The sequence below is a fragment of the Aeribacillus sp. FSL K6-3256 genome (assembly GCF_037965805.1).
In the GTDB taxonomy this organism is placed as follows: Bacteria; Bacillota; Bacilli; order Bacillales; family Aeribacillaceae; genus Aeribacillus; species Aeribacillus composti.
Map to the genome: position 1 here is coordinate 562,699 of NZ_CP150188.1, position 22,560 is coordinate 585,258.

Here is a 22,560-nt window from a genome sequence, read left to right on the forward strand (position 1 = left end):
GCAGTTCTTATAAAAATGCGGTCGAATGGTGAACTGCCGCACTATTTTTTATTTTTCAGCGGTTTCCTTCTTTAATTCCAAATGTTTTTTCAGCTCGTTGGAAAGGGAAAGACGTTCATCTTCAGGCACAATATAGTAGTAAATGCCGTTAATTTTTTTTCCGCTCCCTTTTATTTGATGCTGAATGACATTTTTTCGGGCATCTTTGTAATTTTCTTGAATTGCCCACATTTCATCAAATGTAAGATTTGTTTTTACATTGTTTTCAATGACTTTAAACATTTCTCCAAATTTTGTAATGGATGTAATGCTTGCTCCCTTTTCAATAACCGCCTCAATAATTTGCCGCTGTCTTTCCTGGCGGCCGAAATCGCCCCTTGGATCATCATATCGCATTCTTGAATACGCAAGAGCTTTTTTGCCATCCAAGTGAATGGTTCCTTTTTCAAAATGGTAGCCCTCGTAAGTGAAATCTAAATCATTTTCAACCGTCACACCGCCGACTGCATCGACAATATCGCGAAAGCTTTCCATATTCACTTTGACAAAATAATCAACCGGCACATCTAAGAAATTTTCAACCGTTTTAATAGCCATTTCTGTTCCGCCGAAAGCGTAGGCGTGGTTAATTTTGTCTTGAATGCCTTTTCCGACAATTTCTGTTCTTGTATCGCGGGGAATGCTGACCATTTCCATTGACTGTTCTTTTGGATTGACTGTCATCAAAATGAGCGAATCAGACCGTCCTCGGTCTCCTTTTCTTTCATCAACACCCATCAGCAATATGGAAATAGGATCGCGATTTTTAAAGTTGACTTGCTGATCGCGTTTGTCTGATTTATCCCGCCCGATGTTTTCTTGAATGTTGGCAATGGTCGATTGTGCTTTGTTCCAAATGTAAAAGGCATAGGATCCCGTGGCAATAATGAAAACTCCAATGACTGATAACAAAATCCAGAGCCATTTCTTTCTCTTTTTTCTCTGTCTATCTGATCTCATAATTCCATCCCTCATTACTAAATTTATCTAATCTGATTATAAGTTTCCAATTCTATTAAGACAATATATTTGTGAGGAAAATATTTTCGTATACACTTGTCAGCACCGCTTGAAAAAATGAATTGACAGCATGGAACGGCAGGGCATTTTCCGCTATAATAAAGTGAGAAATTTGTCGTTTGGAGGATTATCTGTGAAAAAAAGGATTATTGTTAGTAATGTTGTCGTTTTATGTATAGCGTCAATTATTGTCGGCCATTTTTATTGGAAACAGAAAATTTCAAAACCGACAGCTGCTTCTGTGGAATCATCTGCAGAAAATATAAAGGAAGACAATAGTAAACAAAATGATACACGAGAGGACTACGCCAAAAATTTACCGGAGGATGTTCAGAAAAAAATCAAAACAGCATTAAAAGAAAAGAAACAATTGAACTTTGTAATTTGGGGATCTGAATCCGTTCCTTCCGATCAAAATGGGTGGCCGGAAAAACTGAAAAAGGAGCTTCTTTCTGCATATGGAGATGAGCTCTTTAACATCACGATTGTTTCCGATGCCGAGGAGACAACGCATAGTGTATTGAATAAAAAATTATATAAAAAAATTGCAGACAAAAAGCCTGACATCCTCCTTTTCGAGCCGTTTATTTTGAATGATAACGGCGTTGTCGGCATTGACAATACTCTAAGCAACATTACGGACATCTTGCGGAAAATTCAAGAAGCAAATCCTGACGTATCGATTATGCTGCAGCCTGCACACCCGCTCTTTGGTGCAAAATTTTATCCTAAGGAAGTAGATGCGCTCAAACAATATGCCGAAGAAAACCATTTTACATATTTAAACCATTGGGAAAATTGGCCGGATAAGGAAGACGAGCAATTGAAGCAATACGTTACAGAAGACCGATCCAAACCGAGCGAAAAAGGAAATCAGGTATGGGGAGAGTATTTAATTAAATATTTTGTCGCAAAGGACGGACAATGATCGTCCATTCTCCTTTGCCCATGTGGAAAATTTGCTGTTTGCCGTCAAAACACGCGGAAAAACGAAAATTTTCTGGGAAATAATTATTGGGTGTTTATTTTATTATATTGATATTATTAAAAATTAAGTCGAAATTTTAATCTTGAAAATTTGAACACACTGCTAAAATAAGAAGTAGTAGGATGCATAAAATTTACATTGGTGTCTAAAAATTTCTTGTTTAAATAGATAAATTATATAAAATAAAATGAGTAGTGTGAGCAATGTAAGGGTCTGAAAATATTTAAATTTTATAAATAGGTCTCTAGATTTTTTGTTCTGCAAGAAAAAGAATATAACTTTTTAAAAATATTTGTTTTTATTTTGAGCTATCTTAAATTTATTATAATTACAAGAGAATTTGTTAATAATGTTTTTTATAGATGTATGTAAAATTTTTGATTAAGAATACTTTTGTGTTTTAGGGAGGAATAGTGTTGGATAAAATACGTGATAAAATATACGACGCTTACCATAATGAATTAGGAGCTTCATTTGGTGAAAAGGTTAGGGAAAGAATTCATTGGATAGTTAAAAATGTTAAAGGGCAAGAAATTTTGGATGTAGGATGTTCACAAGGGATTACATCCATTCTGCTTGGTAGAGAAGGTAAAAATGTATTAGGAATTGATTATTCTAGTTCTGCCATTCAGGATGCTTTGAAAAATCTAGAGAAGGAAGAAGAAGAAACAAAAAAACATGTGAAATTTGAACATTGTAATTTTTTTTTAAAAGAATTTGAAAAGAAATTTGATGTTATTATTTTAGGAGAAGTGCTGGAACATATATCCGATATAAACACTTTTTTTGAAAAAACGACAAATCTCATTAAAGATGAAGGTTTAATTATTGTGACAACTCCTTTTGGTATTAACGATTACATCGATCATAAAAGAACATTTTATTTTAAAGATTTTTTGGAATTACAAATCAATTCATTTGGAATTGAGAATATTACCTTATTCGGAAAATGGATTGGAGTTATATATAGAAAAAATAAAGAAGCATTAAAAATTGACCTGAAAGTTCTTGAGAAACTTGAAGCTGGATTTTTTGATGTTGAAAGAACGTTAAATAACGAAGTAGCTGAATTAAGAAGAAAGGTAAGTAAACTAACAGAGCAGCTTGAAAACGTTAAGAAACAAAAAGAACCAGCCTCAAATGATTATAAAAATAAATATATTGAGGAAAAGAAAGAAAAAATTAAAATTCAAGAAGAACTTTACAATGCATATAGTAAACAAGAAGAATTAATAAATAATTATAAAAAATTAATGGATGAAAAAGATAAAATCCAAAAATTATATGATAACTTAAGAAATTCAAAGTTAGGCAAATTTCAAATTAAATACTGGAATATGAGGAATAAAAAAAGGAGAATTTGACATGGATCTCACAGATTTATTGCGACAAATTCGAACCAAAAAGGGTGTTTTGTTAAATAATATAAAAGATGAAATACAATATTTAGAAAAAAATTTCGGTGTAGTCGTAAATTTAAATATTTCTCCAAATGTAGATAATATTAATAGCACTAACAAAAATGAATATATTGAGTTGCGTGATAAATTTGCAGATATAAATTTTGTAAATGAAGTTAAAAATCAAAAAAGTTTAATTCCTGCCTCAAATGGAAGTTCTTTTTTTGAAAAATTTAACGTTAATATTGGGATCATTGCTGATGAATTTCTATTTAATTCTTTTAAGGATATTGCAAATTTTTATTATGTTCATAGAGAAAAATATCATGAATTAGAAGGTAAACTTGATATACTGCTTATAGCTACTGCATGGAAGGGATTGGAAAATGATTGGAAAGGGTTGGGAAATCCTAAGATATCAAAAGTTAGAAAAGATATTTTTCAAGTAATAGATTTTTTTAAAAAACAAGGCGTAAAAATAGTGTTTTATTCAAAAGAAGATCCGACAAATTACGAGTATTTTGTTGATATTGCTCAAAAATGCGATTATATCTTTACAACTGCTGCAGAAAAAGTTGACGATTATAAGAGGGATTGTAAAAATAATAATGTTTTTGTCCTGGAGTTTGGAGTCAATCCGGTATATAATAATCCGATCGGTATTACATCTGTAAAAAAATATGATGGAGCGCTTTTTGCTGGATCATGGTATAACAAGTACCCTCATAGGCAGCATGATACAACGACTATATTTGATGGAGTTATAGAGGCTGGTCATCATTTGAAAATTATTGATAGAAATTACTGGTTAAATTTGGAGCAGTATTTTTTCCCAGTAAAATACTTGAAATATATATCGCCAAGTATGGAACATGAAGACCTTCAAAGTCTACTTAAAATGTATATTTGGGCAATTAACTTAAATACTGTAAAATATAGCGAGTCCATGTTTGCAAATAGAGTTTTTGAAATGCAAGCAATGGGGAATTTAATTCTTTCCAATTATAGTTTAGGGATGAATTTTTTGTTTCCTAATATATTTATCGTTCATGATAAAGAAGAAGTTAAGTTTATTATGAATAGCTTAACAGATATTGAACTATATATGCTGCAAATGGATGGTGTAAGAAAAGTTTTAAGAGAGCACACAACTTTCCATCGCATAAGTTATTTGTTGCAAAAAATAGGTTTTCAGCAATTTGAAATTCCAAAAAGAACTGTTGCTGTAGTTGCAAATGAAAAAAATAAACATATTTTAGATTCATTTGAAAGGCAGACGTACCCATATAAAAAATTAGTAACTATTGATGAGTTAACTGAGGATAACAATTTTGATTATATTACTTTCTTTAATGAGAAATATTTTTATGGAGAATATTATTTGGAAGATTTGGTGAATGGGTTTAAATATACAAACTCTTCATATATAACAAAAGATAGTTATTATAAAGATGGAAATAAAGTAAGCGGGGTAGAAAATAACTATATAAATATAATTAGGGATAAATATCGTACTGTATTTGATGTTAAAAAATTTAATGTTAATGATTTGTTATCACTTGAAGGCGAATTGGAATGCGAAAATGGTTATAGTATTGATAGCCTGGAAATATCCGAAAATGATCAATTTAGAATTAATATTGAGAAACAAGATTATAAGTTCTCAGTAATTATTCCGGTTTATAATAATGGAGAACATTTATACGGAAAGTGCTTTATGAGCTTGAGAAGGTCTTCGATGTTCAAAAATATGGAAATCATAATTGTAGATGATGGTTCGACAGATGATCGGACTATAAAAATAGTTCAAAGACTAGAACGTTTATATGATAATGTAAATGTATATAGATTCAATGACGGTGGAAGCGGAAGTGCTTCTAGACCAAGAAATAAAGGGATTGAACTAGCCACAACGAATTATATAACTTTTCTAGATCCTGATAATGAAGCAGTTAATGATGGCTATTATGAGTTATATAAAATTTTAAGCAAAAATGATTACGATTTAGTTGTTGGTGATATTAAAAAATTAGATACTAAAACAAGTAATTTTGATTATTATAAATCTGTTGTAAAATTATGCAACGGTAAAACTGAATTTGAAATTAAAGATTCAAAAGAATTTTTAAAACAAACTTTTTTTAAAGCCCAAAGTATTCAGGCATTGATGGTTAAAAAAGACCTTCTTATAAAAAATAATTTGAAAATGATACCCGGTGCTATTGGAGAAGATACATTATTTTATTTTCAATTAATTACTAATGCGAAAAAATTTAAAGTTATTGATAAAATTATTCATATATACTATGCAGGAGTAAAAGGCTCTACAGTTAATAGCATAAATCTTAATTTCTTTAAAAAATACCAATCTCTTGAGAAAGAAAAATATAATTATTTAAAAGTTGAAGGATTAATAGAAGACTATATTAATGTTCGATTTAACTATTATTTTAAAAATTGGTATTTGGAAAAGTTGAAAAAAATTAATCCAGAAGAAAGAGATGAAGCAATTAAAATTTTAAGAAATATTTTGAACATATATTTACAGGATATCGATATTAAAAAAATTGATCCTGAAATATTGAATACGTTAAAAGTTGGTAAAAAAAGAATATTTGCTCTGTAACAGTCAGCAAAATTGCACGCTATCTCTCGATACAAATTGGGAGAAGCGTGCAAAAAATAATTATAAGAGGTATAAAGACCAAAGGAGCAGTTAAATTATTTTTTTTAACCATTTTGAAAAAATGGTAGTGGAATTATTCGTTTTGATTTGTTTCTCTATAATAAAATCAAGTTTTTCAATAAAGGTTTTATAATAACTTTCCTCATAATGAAAAGGTGATAAGCCCCATTGATGTTTTTCATCTGATGCAAAACCGTTTAATTCAATTACGTTGATGTTTGGCAAGTTTTCCTCAATAAAATCATAGTACATTTTAAGAATTTCGTTGTTTTCATTGATAGGATAATTTTCAAAATAACGTAATTCCCTATTTTTATCATAATATTTTTCTTGCCAAAAAGCTTTGTGAAGTATGACAGATTCCGGTTTGAATGTTGATTTGATATTTTTTATAAACTTAAGAGCACTTTGTTTCCACAACTGTAATTTTTCTTCCTTACTTATCCGTTTTGCATGCAAATTCAAATTCGATTTTTTATACTCGTTAGACTCTGTAAAATATGAGTCTCCCATTCTCAAAATATTGTATCTTTCATCAATAAAATCAATAATTAGAAAATCAGATTTAATTTGTTTTATATATTGTTGAAAATTTTTTGTCAGATCAAAATAAACCATTCTTTGTTGAAATTTCGAAGGCAACTCAATTTTTTCGATTTCTATATTAATTGGTTTAGAGTAAATACTGACTAAAGATGTCCGTGCATAATAGCGGCCGATCTCATATTTTTCAGAAAAATTAAGTGCATCTCTAGTAACACAGCTGCCCAAAATATCTATTTTTACTGTCATAATTAATCACCTTCCTCATTTATAATTATGAATTAATTATATATATTTTAAAATCTATTGAATTTAAAAATCTCTCTTTTTTTTAGGAAATTTTTTAACCAGTCAATAATAAATATAAGGTATTTTCTATTTTCTAAAATTATAAATAATTAGTAGTTTTATACAATTTTATATGTTATTTTATATTTGTAATTATTTGCCCTTTCAAAATTACATTCTGCTATACATATTTGTTACTTGTTCACGTAGACTGGTCATATAAATTTGCTAAACAAACGAGAGGAGAACAAAAGTTGCGAGGTTTTAACGTTCGTCGAAAGATACATTTTTTATTAATTTTTTCATTAGTCATTTCTATTATTTTTCCTAATGGTTCCATTTCTATAAAAGCACACAGTACCTCCGAACAATATTTTGAGGTTATTGAAGAAAATGTTCCGGTTTATAAAAATAATACAGGAGAATTAATAAAAATCGGGGAATTAAAAAAGGGCCAAATTTTTCCTTTTGTCAATGGTAATGAGGATTGGTATCAAATACAGTTTAGCGATTATTATGCGTATGTAGAGAAAATTAATACAAAGCCAACAAACGGATTCAAAATAAAAAATAAAAATGAATCATTTGAAAACAGCAATCAAAGTGTTAAAACCTTAAAAGAAGCTGTTGTTTATGATAATACTTCCGGTGAGCTTGTCCCATTTGCCCTAATTGAAAAAGAAGTAAATTATAAAATTGTTTCGGAATATGGAAATTGGTGGAGAATAATTTTTGGTGATCGGATTGGATATGTAAAAAAGTCAGAAGCCCAATTGAATGATGGAATTGTTGAAAATCAACAAGAAATTGAAGATCAATTAGATGTCAACGATAGCTCAGAAGTTTTACCATCAAGCGAAGAAGACCAACCACAAATAGAAGAGGACAAAGAAAAGAAAGAATCTAATCAAGGAAGTGTGGAAGAGAAAAACAGTCAGACGAAAAATGGAGATTCTCAACCAACAGATGAAGAAAAGAAAAAAATTAGTGATTATAATAAATCTGAGTTAACGGAAAGACAACTTAAAACGGATGAAAGAAATGAAAAAGAAAAAACCAAAACACAATATCAGTTTAGCCATAATGATAAGTATTTTGAGGTGTTGGAAAACGATCTTTCGGTATATGACAATCGAACTGGAAAATTAGTAAAGGTTGGAGAATTAAAAAAAGGTCAAGTATATCCAAGAGTAAGCGACTATGGGGACTGGCATCGGATTCAATTCAGTAATCACTATGGGTATGTGCGAAAGTCTTCAACAAAACCGATAAGAGGATCGTTAATCAAAAATGAAAACAAAGGCTACAAGAACAGTAGTCAAAGTGTAAAGACTTTAAAAAAAGTGATAGTATATGAAAATAATTCAGGAAAGCTAGTTCCATTTGGAACAATTGAAAAAGGGAAAGACTATAGGATAGTCTCCGATTATGGGAATTGGTGGAGAATTATATTTAGTGATCGAATCGGGTATATTAAGAAATCAGAGGTTCAAATACATTTTGGCCAACATTATAAATATTTCCAAACAACACAGGATAATATACCTGTATATGATAACCGTACAGGAAAACTTGTCAAAATTGGAGAATTAAAAAAAGGTCAAGTATATCCAAGAGTAAGCGACTATGGGGACTGGCATCGGATTCAATTCAGTAATCACTATGGGTATGTGCGAAAGTCTTCAACAAAACCGGCAAGTGGATCATTGATCAAAAATGAAAACAAAGGCTATAAAAACAGCAGTCAAAGTGTGAAAGCTTTAAAAAATGTGATTGTTTATGATAATTCGTCAAGGAAACTAGTTCCATTTGGAACAATTGAAAAAGGGAAAGACTATAGGATAGTCTCCGATTATGGGAATTGGTGGAAGATTATTTACAGCGATCGCATCGGATATATCAAAAAATTGGATGTTCAACCGACGTTTAGTCAATATGATAAATACTTTAAAGTGATGGAAGATAATCTCCCTGTCTATGACAATCGATCTGGGAAAATGATAAAAATTGGAGAATTGAAAAAGGGTCAAGTGTACCCAAGAGTAAGTGATTATGGAAATTGGCATAGAATTCAATTTAGTGATCATTATGGATATGTGAAAAAGTCATCGACACAACCTGCAGATGGTTCTATCATAAAAAATAAGAATGTTTCGTTTAAAAATAATGGAAGAAGAATAACACCAATTCGTAAGACAGTGGTATATGATAATAGCTATGGGAAATTGGTACCGTTTGGAGTAATTGAAAAGGGAAAAGTGTATAAAGTAACCTCTGATTATGGGAATTGGTGGCAGATTGTTTACAGTGATCGTGTCGGATATGTTAAAAAAAGTGAAGCAATTGCAGAATTCTATAAATTTGATAAGTATTTTGAAGTAATAGAGAATAATGTACCAATTTATGATAATCGTATGGGTAAATTAATAAAGGTTGGAGAATTGGAAAAAGGTCAAATTTATCCTCGTGTAAGCGATTATGGGGATTGGCACAAAATCCAATTTAACGATTATTACGGTTATGTTCGAAAAAGCTCTACAAATTATCCAACAAAAAAAGTAGTATTGCCGAGTGAAAATAGAAAATATAAAAATTTAAATAGTAGGTTTATTACAACTAAAAAAATAAATGTCTATGATAATACTTCGGGGAAACTGGTGAAGTTTGGAGAGATTGAAGAGGCAGTTAGTTATTCAATAGCATTTAATTATGGTAATTGGTGGGGCATTATTTATTCAGGAAGAATTGGATACGTAAGTAAAAAAGAGGTGTCATCTAAAAAGGTATTTACAGTTGCTGAACTAAATAATTTCTATATAAGTAGATGTATTAATTTAAAAGACTGTAATAATAAAGCCAATGATAACATTACCCAATTTTATATACTGCCTTCTACTAATTATTTAGAATCTGCTAATAATATGTTGCAAAATAGATACCAAATTTCTAATTATGGTGTCTTTTATTTCCCTAATGGTATTAAATGGGATAAAGCTTTAGTAAGCGAAAATGGAAGATCGTATTTAAGAGCTTTAAATGGACACTTTTTTCTATCTGATTTAATTAAGAGTTATGAAGCAACAAGAAAAAAGGTGTATTTGGAAAAAGGGTTTAAAGTAATAAAGGACTGGATTAACAACAACCCGTATCCAAATAAAACTAATACAATGGCTTGGCATGATGAAACAACAGCTAGAAGACTTGTTCAATGGATTCATTTTTACCATCATGCTAAAACAGTTTTGCCAAAAAAAGATTTAGAGATTTTATTAAAAAATATTATTTTCCATGCTGATTTATTGTCTCAGGATTTTTTTTACTCACATAATACGAATCACGGTATGTTTCAAGATGAAGCACTGCTAGCTTTTAGCGAATATTTTAAAGAATATCAAGATGCTTTATATTATCAGCTTCTGGCACAAAAAAGATTAAAAAATTATTTTGATTATATTATTTCTGCTGAAGGTGTACATTTAGAGCATTCCCCGATATATCATCAAATTATTGCTCAGTCAGTATTAAATTATTATAAATATTTCAATAATGTTGGAAATACTACTATATCAAATTACTTATTAAATAAATTTAATAGTATGTTTAATTTTTCTACTTTTATAATAAAGCCTGATGGGTTTTTCCCTGCAATAGGAGATACACAGTATAATTTGAAGCCTGATACAAATATATGGAAATCAAATGAGTGGTACCAATTCGCTGCTTCTGCAGGAAAAAAAGGAAAACCTCACCCAAAAACAGACATGGTATTTAAAAAATCAGGATATGCAATCTTCAGAGATTCTTGGAATAAAGGTACTGATTCGACATATGTTCTTTTTACTGCTGCTTATCATACTGGATATCATAAACATTCAGATGATTTAAATATGTGGATTTATTCTAAAGGAACGGACATAATTGTTGAAGCAGGTCCAAATGGATATGACTATCACAACGCTTTTACAGAATACGGATATTCATCTTTTGCTCATAACACATTAATTGTAAATGATAAAGGTCTTCCGAGACATGATTCTCAGTATAAAAAAGTTTATATTGAAAGTTATCAACTTGATAAAAATAAAGCTAAGGTCAGAGGAGTTAATGAAAGATACAAAAATGTAAAACATATTCGTGATATTCAGTATGATAAATTGAACCAAATGATTGAAGTAAATGATACGATTCAATCAAGTGTCAGAAATAATTACAAATTACTTTGGCATATGGCAGAAGGCATTGAAGTTGAACTGGAAAAAATACACAATAATGCTTATAAGGTTTATCTTTTTAAAAATGAAAATAAAATAGCGACTATTGAGGTCACTAGTGAATCAAAAATTGAATTAAATATAGTGAAAGGACAGAAAAATCCGCAATATCTAGGTTGGAAACTATTAATAAACGGAAATAATATACCAATTAATACCCTAGTCATTTCTACAAATGACGATACTACCAAAATAAATACAAAATTCATATTACATTGATCTATAGTTGACAAAAGTTATGGGGCAGTCTGATAAGTCGTTTTTTCGGCTTATTGACTGCCCCCTTTAATGTTTTAGAAACGTTGATATATCGGTATTTATGATTTTTTGTTTTCAATGGGGATTTGACTTTCTGGACAATCCCTTTTTGTTAAAGCATTAATCAAAGTCTATAGTAATTTTTTACTAATTTATATAGAATATTGTCGAAAAACCTTATTTTAACCAATGCATCTTTGATATAATGTATGCTGTGTAATTTTAATAATAAGGGAGTGATGCATTCTAAAAAATATTGATATTTTTTGGAAAAAAAGTATAAAATTGTTTAATTTAGTAGAGATATTTTTTGCTAAAAGGTGCCACTAGGTTAACCAATAATTAGGAGTGAGAAATTTAATGCAGAGATTGATTTTTAGACGTAGCTTTTCAGTTTTTACCGTTCTAGTACTATTGATCTCACTCTTTTTGCCTGCAGGGGCAATAGCGGAGAGTAATGAAATCCAAACGAATGAAGCTGAAGCATCTTATTTGCGAGTAGTTGAACAAACCGATGTTTACGGGATGAAGGAAAATATTGTCGGGAAATTGTTAGAAGGCACTGTTTTGCAAGTCGAAAAAGTGGAGAACGATCGCGTTTATTTTCAATGGAATAACGACTTGGCCTATGTAAATTTACAGGATGTTGAGATTTTAACAGAAGTAGACAATGTTTCTTGGGTTGATCTGCAAGACTTTAAAATTTTAAATGTAATAGAGTTTCCAAAAGAAATAGAAGTGCTGGATGGACAAGAAAACAGTCCGATTGCAATGATCGCTGCAGGCGAGGCATATTCCATCATAGAAGAAGATGAACAAAACTACTATATCATTATTGGTCATCGTCAAGGAGCAGTAGCAAAAGATCAACTATCCGAAACAGTGGAACAACCTCAGTCTACAGAACAAACGAATGATCCAGAAAAGGGAACAAATCAAGAAGCAGTTGAAGATGAAATAAATGAGGAATCTACACCACAGGAACAAAGCAATGAGAATCAAGAATTAACCAGCGATCAAACGAAAGAAGCGAATCCTGATCTCAAACAGGAAAATGAAGAAACAACAAAAGGTCAAGCACGTCTTTTCACTATTCAAAATCAAGCCGATTCTAAAACGTTAGATGTTGTCCAACAATCAGTCAAGTTCGAAAAAAATGACAAATATTTTGAAGTTCTAGAAGACAATTTACCTGTTTATGACAACCGTACCGGTAAACTTGTGAAAATTGGAGAACTCAAAAAAGGCCAAGTATATCCAAGAGTAAGCGATTATGGGAACTGGCATCGGATTCAGTTTAGTGATTACTATGGTTACGTAAAAAAATCCGCGACAAAGCCCGCAAATGGTACTTCCATCAAAAATGAAAATAAAAGCTATAAAAATAGCAGTAAAAGTTTTAATGCGATAGAAAATGTGACGGTCTATGACAATACGTCAGGAAAGCTTGTTCCGTTTGGAACGATTGAAAAAGGAAAAGGGTATAAAATTGCATCTGATTATGGAAACTGGTGGAGGATTATATTCAGTGACCGTGTTGGCTACGTGCGAAAATCTGAAGTCCAACTTTTGTTTAGTCAGCAAGATAAATATTTTGAAGTTCTAGAAGACAATTTACCTGTTTATGACAACCGTACCGGTAAGCTTGTGAAAATTGGGGAACTCAAAAAAGGCCAAGTATATCCAAGAGTAAGCGATTATGGGAACTGGCATCGGATTCAGTTTAGTGATTACTATGGTTACGTAAAAAAATCCGCGACAAAGCCCGCAAATGGTACTTCCATCAAAAATGAAAATAAAAGCTATAAAAACAGCAGTAAAAGTTTTAATGCGATAGAAAATGTGACGGTCTATGACAATACGTCAGGAAAGCTTGTTCCGTTTGGAACGATTGAAAAAGGAAAAGGGTATAAAATTGCATCTGATTATGGAAACTGGTGGAGGATTATATTCAGTGACCGTGTTGGCTACGTGCGAAAATCTGAAGTCCAACTTTTGTTTAGTCAGCAAGATAAATATTTTGAAGTTCTAGAGGACAATCTACCAGTTTATGACAACCGTACAGGTAAGCTTGTGAAAATTGGGGAACTCAAAAAAGGACAAGTGTACCCAAGAGTAAGCGACTATGGGAACTGGCATAGAATTCAATTCAGCGACTATTACGGATATGTGAGAAAGGATTCGACACGGCCAGCCAATGGTTCATTAATTAAAAATAAGAATTCTTCTTATAAAAGTAATGGCAGAAAAATAACACCAATTCAAAAGATAACTGTTTATGATAACTCTTCTGGAAAGCTTGTTCCATTTGGTGTAATTGAAAAAGGTAAAGAATACAAAATAGCTTCAGATTATGGAAATTGGTGGCTGATTGTATACAGTGATCGTATAGGGTATGTGAAAAAATCAGAAGCTATAGCAGAATTTTACAAAAATGATCGATATTTTGAAGTTATTAAAGACAATGTACCAGTTTATGATAACCGTACCGGAAAACTAGTAAAAGTCGGAGAATTAAAGAAAGGCCAGATCTATCCAAGAGTGAGCGACTATGGGAACTGGCACAGAATCCAATTCAGTGATTATTACGGTTATGTGCAAAAAAGCTCGACCAATTATCCAACCCAAAAAGTCGTACTGCCAAGTGAAAATACACAATATACACATTCGAAAAGCGGTTTTACAGCAACGAAAACAATTACCGTTTATGACAATAAACAAATTCAGGGGAAATTAGTACCTTTTGGTGAAATTACTGAAGGCGCTCATTATCAAATTGCTTTTGATTACGGTAATTGGTGGGGCATTATATATGCTGGCCGAGTAGGATATGTAAAAAAAGATGATACAAATGTGAAATATACATCCTATTCTAGAAGTTTTACTGAAGTTCTACAGAAACAAATGGCTGCATCGCCTCAAATAGCATCAACGGAAATTAATGGATATGTTTTAAGTACTGCTTTTAAATCAATTCAAAATGGGTATGGTATTGTTTCAGGAAACAATTGGAATATAAGAAGTGGTCCTGGAACAAAATTCACTCAATTAAACGCAGCAACTTCTAACGGCTATTTAATTAATAATGAAAAAGTCAAAATTTTAAGCAGTGAAATAGTGTACAACTCTACTACTAAAAAGATGGAAACATGGTATGAAATAGATTATCGCAACACATGGAGATTAAATAGTAATGGGGAATATGTCGCACATAAACGTAGTCCAGTAACTTATTGGGTTATGGCACCGCCTAAACAAGTTGAATATTATCTAAATCCAAATAACTTCAAAAATCATGCTGTACAGAAGTTTCAATTTTTAGATTTATCATCACCAACGAACATTTCCGTTACAGAATTAAATAAGGTTTTAGTAGGAGAAGGGATTTTAGAAGGTAAGGGAAAATATTTCAAAGATGCAGCAAATAAATATTCTATCAATGAAATCTATTTAATCGCTCATGCGATATTAGAAACAGGTCACGGTCGTTCAGAATTGGCTAATGGAATATATGTTGATAAAGTAGATGGAAAATCTGTACCTGGGAAAACTGTTTATAACATGTATGGTATTGGAGCCTATGATGGTTGTGCAAAAACATGCGGTGCAGAAAGGGCGTATAAAGAGGGCTGGTTTACTCCTGAAGCTGCTATAGTTGGAGGAGCAAGATTTATTGGGCAAGGCTATATCCATAATGGTCAAAATACTTTATATAAAATGAGATGGAATCCAGCTAACCCTGGTACTCACCAATATGCAACTGATGTCCGTTGGGCATACAATCAAGTATATGATATATATAATTTATATCAAAAAATGGATCACTATACCTTTATTTTAGATATTCCACAATACAAGTAGATCAAAAAGCATTTGCGAAATCCGCAAATGCTTTTTGATTTATTTGAAAAACTAGGTCTAAATCTGGCTGGAAACAGAAATAAATTTAAGTATAATATCTTTTATGACCTTTGTTATAAAATTGTTATGGAAAAGCAATGTAAGATGTTGAAAAATATGATAAAATAATGTTTGTTTTTTGGATTACATGTGTAGAATACTCTAGAAATAGGAGATATTTGCATGACAGTATTTGCGAAGTTCATTCGTTCTATTAAAGAACATAAAGATTTGATTCGTTATTTGACTTTTTTTGATTTAAAATCGAACGTTGCAAGAACCTATATGGGATTTTTGTGGTGGATTATCGATCCAATTCTTTATATGATGATTTATTATTTGCTTGTTGTCGTTATTTTAGGGCGGGGAGGCCCGCATTATCTAGTGATTTTATTTACCGGATTAATTCCGCTTAAATTCACAACCGCCTGCTTAGTTGATTCCACTTCATCTATTGTCGGGAAAGCTAGCATTATCAAGCAAATATATGTGCCGAAAATTGTTTTTATTCTAGTTCGCCTATGTGTAAATAGTATAAAATTTTTGTTAAGCAGTATTGTGTTAATGTTGTTTTTGGTAGTTTACGGCATTGATTTTGAATGGACGTATCTTTTATATCCTTTAATCGCCGTTATTCATGCGATCGTTTTATTGCCTTTAATGATTCTTTTCGCCCATGTAGGAGTTTATTTGCGGGATATCAAAAATTTAATGCAATATATTGCAAGGGTACTTCTTTATGTTTCGCCTGTATTATTTACAATTTCGGATGTTCCTAAACGACTGGCTGGTCTTTTTTATTTAAATCCATTTACAACCGTGATTGAATCTTACCGGAATATTTTGCTATACCATTCGCAGCCATTATGGCTTTTATTAGGAGGCTTAATCGTAATAAGCTTCATTTTGTTATATTTTGCACTAAAGATTTTATTTAAATATGAAAATGAGTATGCAAAGGTGATTTGATTTGAGTACATCGATTATTGAATTAAAAAATTTATGGGTTTCCTACCCGTTAGGAAAAAAAAGCAGAATTTCCGACTTGTTTAAAAAACGAAAAGAAAAAAAGGAATTTTGGGCTTTAAAAAACTTAAATTTTGATGTGAAAAAAGGAGAGGTATTAGGGGTTATCGGACGAAATGGGTCAGGGAAAAGCACTCTTCTAAAAATTTTGAGCGGCCTCATTCTCCCTGATAAAGGCGAGTATATTGTTCGTGGAAAACGTCCTGTTTTATTGTCGCTCGGAGCAGGATTTGACGGTGAATTATCAGGTATCGAAAATATTTATTTAAACAGTCTCCTTCTTGGTCATAAAAAAGAAGAAGTAGATGCCAAGCTAAATGATATTATTGAGTTCTCGGAACTAGGTGATTTTGTATACGAGCCTGTCAGAACATATTCGTCGGGTATGCGGTCAAGGCTGGCATTCTCCATTGCGATCTCGCTGGACCCGGATATTTTATTAATTGACGAAGTTCTCGGTGTCGGCGACCAAGCATTTAGAGAAAAAAGTGAAAAAGCCATCCTTGAAAAAATTAAACAAGACAAAACAGTGATTATTGTTACCCACTCGGCCAGTTTGGTCAACAAAATTTGCGACAGAGTTGTCTGGATTCACCTAGGGGAACAAAAAGCCGTCGGATTAACTGCTGAAGTTGTTCCAAAATACAATGCTTTTATGAATGGAAGAGCGAAAAAATGAAGCGGATTGTGATGCTTCTTTACAAAGATATCCATTTTGATGCGAGAGTTCAACGGGAAGCCATCGGTTTGGCAGAACAAGGTGAAGAAGTTTTCATTCTTTGTTTGAAAGAATTTAACACAGAGCCCCCGTTTCTTCATAAAAACATTAAAATTGAGAGAATGAGCATATTTTCCAAAAAGTATAAACAGCAATTGCTCAATGAACCGAAAGAAAACAAAAAATTAAGTGTTAAACAGAAGGCGTTAAGCCGCATCATTCGGAGTCCGGTCATTAAATTGATAAAAGATTTATATTCTTATCATGAATTTTACCTAAAATGCAGAAGCTGGTTGAAAGAACAGCAGCAACAATGGGATGTTATGCATTGCCATGACTTGAATACATTAAAAACTGGAATAAAACTGGCAAAAGAATTTCAAGCGCACGTTGTCTATGATTCTCATGAACTGTTTAATGAAATGTCAGGCAGGAACAAGCTTGACCGTTGGTACGGTTATCGGCTTGAAAGAAAATTGCTGCGGGATGTAGATCAATTAATTGTTGTTAATCCGTATGTTGCCGAAGAATTTAAGAAACAATACGGTCAATTGCCGGAAGTAACGGTTATTCAAAACGTACCGATTTATAAGGAAGAAGATACGTGCGCTATAGAAGATGACTATTTTCGAAAAAAATACCGATTAAAAGAAAATGATTTCCTGCTAATTTTTCAAGGCGGCATTGATCCTCACAGAGGATTGGAAGAGATTTTAAAGGCAATGGAGCTGCTGCCTGAGCATTTTAAATTAGTGCTTGTTGGAAATGGCCGGATCAAGAGTGATCTAGAAAAGGCTGTTTTGGAAAACGGTTTGGCAAACAGGGTGTTTTTTCATGAACAAGTACCTGCTAGCGATATTTTATGTTATACAAAACAGGCTGATGCAGGGCTTGTTATGTATAAAAACATAAGCCGAAACAATTATTTTTCTACACCTAACAAAATATTTGAATACTTGTTAGCCGGCATTCCTGCTATAGCTTCCGATCATCCTGGAAAAAGCTATATAGTCAAAAATGAACAAACAGGCATTTGTACGGAAGAAACTCCTGAACAAATTGCTAAAGCCGTGTTACAAATTTATGAAAACTACGATTTCTATAAAAACAACTGTTTACAAAAACGAGAAAAGTATTCATGGCAAAAGGAAAAAATGAAACTTGTCGAAATGTATCGAAGACTTTGAAAAATAGCTGTGCGGTTTTATTTTTGGTATAATATAATGGTGTTTATTAGTGCAAAAGGAGTGTACATTTCATGAGATTGTGTGTAATGGGTCTAGGTTATATCGGTCTGCCAACTGCAGTAATGTTTGCAAAACATGGTGTGCAGGTGCACGGCGTTGATGTGAATGAAAAAGTTGTTAATATGTTGAATAATAAAGAACTTCATATTGAAGAACCCGGATTGCCTGAAATGCTTGCTGAAGTTATTGATGCTGGACAATTTACAGTCAGCACGAAACCGGAAAAAGCTGACGCATTCATAATCGCAGTTCCTACGCCGGTTAATCCGGACGGTTCTGCTAATGTTGATTATGTCCGCAGTGCAACCGAGATGATTCTTCCGTATATTGAAAAAGGGAATCTTGTCATTCTTGAATCTACTGTACCGCCAAAAACAGTTGAAAACGTAATGATTCCAATTTTAGAAAAATCAGGATTGGTTATTGGAGAAGAATTATATATTTCACATTCACCTGAAAGAGTTCTTCCAGGCAAATTGTTTGAAGAGCTTGTATCAAATGATCGCATTGTCGGCGGTATTAATGAAAAATCAAGTGAATTGACTGTACAGCTTTATAAACGCTTTGTCAAAGGAACAATTCATAAGACAGATGCTACTACTGCGGAAATGGTTAAATTAATGGAAAATACTTATCGCGATATAAACATTGCCTTTGCTAATGAACTTGCTAGAATTGCTGAAAAATTGAATTTTGATGTATGGGAAGCAATTGAGCTTGCAAACTATCATCCGCGCGTAAATATTCATAAACCAGGACCTGGTGTTGGCGGACATTGTATTGCAGTTGATCCGTATTTCATTATTGAAAAAGCACCTGAGCAGTCTAAGCTTATTACACTGGCACGCAGCATTAATTCCAATACACCAAAAACTGTCGTGAAAACCATTCAAAATATTGTAAAGGAAATCGAAGAGCCGAAGATTGCTGTATTAGGGTTGGCATTTAAAGGCAATATTGATGATATGCGGGAAAGTCCTTCTTTAGAGATTATTGAGGAACTGAAAAAAGCAGGATTCAAGCTCAGCATTCATGATCCGCACGTGAAAGCAGATGTAGAAGGAAAAGTGGATACGGTCGAGGAAGCGGCAAAAGATGCTGATTTATTGGTAATTTTAACAGATCATTCTGCTTATAAAGATTTGGACTTTGCGGCAATCAAGAAAGTGATGAAATCTCCGATTGTTTATGACACACGGAACCTGCTTGATCAAGAAAAAGTAGAACAAGCTGGGCTTCACTATTTAAAAATTGGTTCAAAACTTTAATGTATGAAGAGGCTGGCTCATGTCAGGGAGTTCAATCTTCCTGAAAAAATGTCTTTGAGCAGCCTCTTCTTCTATATGCTGGAGGTTATGAAACCAATGAAACAAGGGATCTTAAAAATGGGCGTTTTCTTTTCTTTATTTATAAAATCTCAGCCAGTGCAAAATCGCCTTTTCCGCCTGTATTTAGAAAAAGGGGACTCTCTGCAAACGGCAATTGATTTTATTCCACTGGCAAAAAAATTTAATAAACAACTTATATACATGAACATGATTCAGCGGACAAACCAATTGATAGATACAGAAAAACGCTATATAAAAGCTCTTATTTGGGAATCTCTTTCCCTTTTTTCAAAAGCTTTAAAAGAAATTTTCCAGCTTTCAGATCAAAGCGAAGAAATAGTGAAATTAAAAGGGAAATTGCTTTATTTGGAAAGAAGGACTAAACCATTTCTGCTGCTTTTGGAAAATACAGAACACCGCCATTTTTTTCCGATTGAGATGCAATTATCGTTTATAAAATACGCATACAGCAAGGAAAAAATTGAAATAGCCAAACAGCTATGTGAACTGTTTTTACAATGGGGTCAGAATAAAAATGTAGAGGAAGTTTATCAGCACATAGTTGAAATTTATGATATAAGAAAGAAATGGGAAGACGAATTCCAACGTGTCTCCTATGATATTCATACGGCCATTCAAACCATTGAAAACCTTCCCGAATTAGAACAAACACAGGCAGTCATCGCATTGCTTCAACAAAAAGACGGAGACGAGTATGAAACTTTATTGCGATGGTTATGGGAAAAAGGGGTATCGATCCCTTATTCAGAAGAAATTTTACTGCCTCTAAAAGAAGCGATAAAAGCGAAGGATCAAAAAAAGTACCAAACAGTTTTTCATCAGTGCATGACAGCATACAACAGAGGTGAACGCTCCAAACTGTTAAGAAATATGCTCATCGAAAGTTTGCAAAATGCTGTCCTTTCAGAACAAGAGCTTTATTCTTTAAGAAATGCGGTGGAATCAAAATATATCCATTTATTGAGCAGGGAGCTGTTAAACGCATTAAAAGAAAACAATCAGCTTATTTCTTTATATGAACAAATGATGACCGATTCTGTTACACTTGATGATTTTTCTGTTTTCATGAATTGGTGCAGGACTATAGATCACGATTTATCGATTAAAATGTTAAAAACTTTCGTCCGCAAGCTGTTTTATTCAAACAGAAAATTGCCAATTGCAAAAGAGCATTTAGAAACAATGAATCATTTTATTGCAGGCGATTTCGAATTTGAATGTGTGAAAAAAAGGTGGCTTCTTGAACATCGCCAACAAGAAGAACTGCTTAAAGAAATCGACGGCTATAGCAGCCATCATAAAACGAAGATGCTTTTTTATTTGGCGAAATATGCTTATGAACATGAGTATTATGCTGAAGCATCGCTTCTTCTAAATAAAGCGTATCAATTGCGGCCGAGAAGTCTGTTTGTATTAAGAACATTGATTGGGGTTCATCATCGATTGGGAAACATTTCTGAGCGTGTGAAATATTTTGAAGAGCTTCCTTATTTCATTCGACGAATACTCAAGAACGATTATGAGATCGCAAAAGATGAAAAAGAACGGATGAAGGAAAAGTGGACGTGGAAAAAAGATTTGCCGCAGATCGAATTAGGCGACAAAATTGTCCACGTGTTAAATAAATCTATGCCTGAGGTTAATGGATATACCATTCGAAGCAGAGAAATTGTCGTTCATCAAAAGAAGCTTGGGCTCAAACCGGTCGTCGTGACAAAACTCGGCTGGCCCCTAAATCGGAAGAAAACGAAAATAGAGAATATTGATGGAATTGAACATTATCGGCTGTACACGCAGCAAGATATTCGTTTAAACGTTGTTCCGCTGACAATGTATTTCGAACATTATGCTGAGCAGTTTGCAAATTTATTGATGGAAATAAAACCGAGAATTGTACATGCAGCGTCAAATTTTCAAAATGCTTTGCCGGCTATTCAAGCAGCTAAAAAGCTCGGCATTCCTACTGTTTATGAAGTAAGGGGCTTTTGGCACGATACGACAGCGAGCAAAGTAAAAGGATTTGAACATTCCGAACGTTACCGGATGCATGAAGAATATGAAATCTATTGCTGCCAATTAGCAGATAAAGTTGTAACAATAAGTGAAAGCTTAGCTCAACAATTGATCTCTTTAGGAGTTGAGAAAAATAAAATTTTCATCGTTCCAAATGGTGTTGACGCAGATGTTTTTACTCCTAAAGAACGAGATGAGGAGCTCATGAACTTGTATGATTTGCATGGAAAAATTGTTTACGGGTTCATCGGCTCTGTGACAAAATACGAAGGACTGGACTTTGCTTTAAAAGCTCTTAAACGATTGAAACAGGATGGTGAAGATTTTCATTTCCTTTTAGTAGGTGATGGACCTGCTGTCGCTGAATTGAAAGAACTTGCTCAACAACTCGATATAGCCGAACACGTTACGTTTGTAGGTAGAGTCCCGCACGATGAAGTAAAAAAATATTATTCTGTTATTGATGTGTTTCCGTTTCCGCGTATTAATGCGAAAGTATGCCGGCTTGTTACTCCTTTAAAACCTTACGAAGTAATGGCGATGGGGAAACTTGTGCTTGTCAGCGACATTCCAGCTTTGAAGGAAATGGTGATTGAAGGAGAAACTGGATTAGTCTTTGAAGCGGAGAATGTTGAATCATTATACGAATGTATGAAAAAAGCTCAGGCAGATCTGCACATTGGCATAAAAAGCAGAAAATGGGTAGAACGGGAGCGCCATTGGAAAGAGTTGAGCAAGCAGTATGTAAACATATATAGTTGAATGAATTGCCCAATTGTTTTGGGCATTATTTTTTTGAGTGATAAAAAATTTT

The 22,560-nt window shown here is 32.7% G+C and carries 12 protein-coding genes; 10 read left to right on the forward strand and 2 right to left on the reverse strand.

Going from position 1 to position 22,560, the window contains the following annotated elements; translation table 11 throughout:
- Positions 1-48: 48 nt before the first annotated feature.
- Complete coding sequence (locus NSQ84_RS02820; protein WP_144597217.1) at positions 49-999, reverse strand: LytR family transcriptional regulator; 951 nt, start codon at positions 997-999, stop codon at positions 49-51.
- Positions 1,000-1,192: 193 nt separating this feature from the next.
- On the opposite strand from NSQ84_RS02820, the gene NSQ84_RS02825 reads away from it, so the two are divergent.
- The 3 genes from NSQ84_RS02825 to NSQ84_RS02835 all read left to right on the forward strand — a co-directional run bounded on the left by NSQ84_RS02825 (position 1,193) and on the right by NSQ84_RS02835 (position 6,073).
- Positions 1,193-1,987, forward strand: a complete 795-nt coding sequence (locus NSQ84_RS02825) for an SGNH/GDSL hydrolase family protein (RefSeq protein WP_327873663.1) — start codon at positions 1,193-1,195, stop codon at positions 1,985-1,987.
- 476 nt (positions 1,988-2,463) lie between these two features.
- Positions 2,464-3,411: a methyltransferase domain-containing protein gene (locus tag NSQ84_RS02830; protein ID WP_339212199.1), complete on the forward strand. Its 948-nt coding sequence runs from the start codon at positions 2,464-2,466 to the stop codon at positions 3,409-3,411.
- A gap of 1 nt (position 3,412) precedes the next feature.
- Positions 3,413-6,073: a glycosyltransferase gene (locus NSQ84_RS02835; RefSeq protein WP_339212200.1), complete on the forward strand. Its 2,661-nt coding sequence runs from the start codon at positions 3,413-3,415 to the stop codon at positions 6,071-6,073.
- A gap of 90 nt (positions 6,074-6,163) precedes the next feature.
- On the opposite strand, the gene NSQ84_RS02840 is transcribed toward NSQ84_RS02835, so the two are convergent.
- Positions 6,164-6,925: a DUF6270 domain-containing protein gene (locus NSQ84_RS02840; protein ID WP_339212201.1), complete on the reverse strand. Its 762-nt coding sequence runs from the start codon at positions 6,923-6,925 to the stop codon at positions 6,164-6,166.
- Between the two features lie 293 nt (positions 6,926-7,218).
- Between NSQ84_RS02840 and NSQ84_RS02845 the strand changes: the two genes are divergently transcribed.
- The 7 genes from NSQ84_RS02845 to NSQ84_RS02875 all read left to right on the forward strand — a co-directional run bounded on the left by NSQ84_RS02845 (position 7,219) and on the right by NSQ84_RS02875 (position 22,508).
- On the forward strand, positions 7,219-11,454 hold the full coding sequence (locus NSQ84_RS02845; protein WP_339212202.1) for an alginate lyase family protein: 4,236 nt from the start codon (positions 7,219-7,221) through the stop codon (positions 11,452-11,454).
- A gap of 531 nt (positions 11,455-11,985) precedes the next feature.
- Entirely contained in the window at positions 11,986-15,354 is a 3,369-nt protein-coding gene (locus NSQ84_RS02850; RefSeq protein ID WP_339212203.1) for a glucosaminidase domain-containing protein, read from the forward strand.
- A gap of 222 nt (positions 15,355-15,576) precedes the next feature.
- Positions 15,577-16,362, forward strand: coding sequence for an ABC transporter permease (locus NSQ84_RS02855; protein ID WP_327873306.1), 786 nt, complete (start codon positions 15,577-15,579; stop codon positions 16,360-16,362).
- A gap of 1 nt (position 16,363) precedes the next feature.
- Complete coding sequence (locus tag NSQ84_RS02860; RefSeq protein WP_063386314.1) at positions 16,364-17,098, forward strand: ABC transporter ATP-binding protein; 735 nt, start codon at positions 16,364-16,366, stop codon at positions 17,096-17,098.
- Positions 17,095-18,324 carry a glycosyltransferase gene (locus NSQ84_RS02865; protein WP_327873307.1) on the forward strand — a complete coding sequence of 410 codons (1,230 nt, stop codon included), beginning with the start codon at positions 17,095-17,097 and terminating at the stop codon, positions 18,322-18,324. The genes NSQ84_RS02860 and NSQ84_RS02865 overlap by 4 nt, the downstream gene beginning before the upstream one ends.
- Before the next feature lie 71 nt (positions 18,325-18,395).
- Complete coding sequence (locus tag NSQ84_RS02870; protein ID WP_063386312.1) at positions 18,396-19,652, forward strand: nucleotide sugar dehydrogenase; 1,257 nt, start codon at positions 18,396-18,398, stop codon at positions 19,650-19,652.
- Positions 19,653-19,748: 96 nt separating this feature from the next.
- Positions 19,749-22,508 carry a glycosyltransferase family 4 protein gene (locus NSQ84_RS02875; RefSeq protein ID WP_327873308.1) on the forward strand — a complete coding sequence of 920 codons (2,760 nt, stop codon included), beginning with the start codon at positions 19,749-19,751 and terminating at the stop codon, positions 22,506-22,508.
- Positions 22,509-22,560 lie beyond the last annotated feature (52 nt).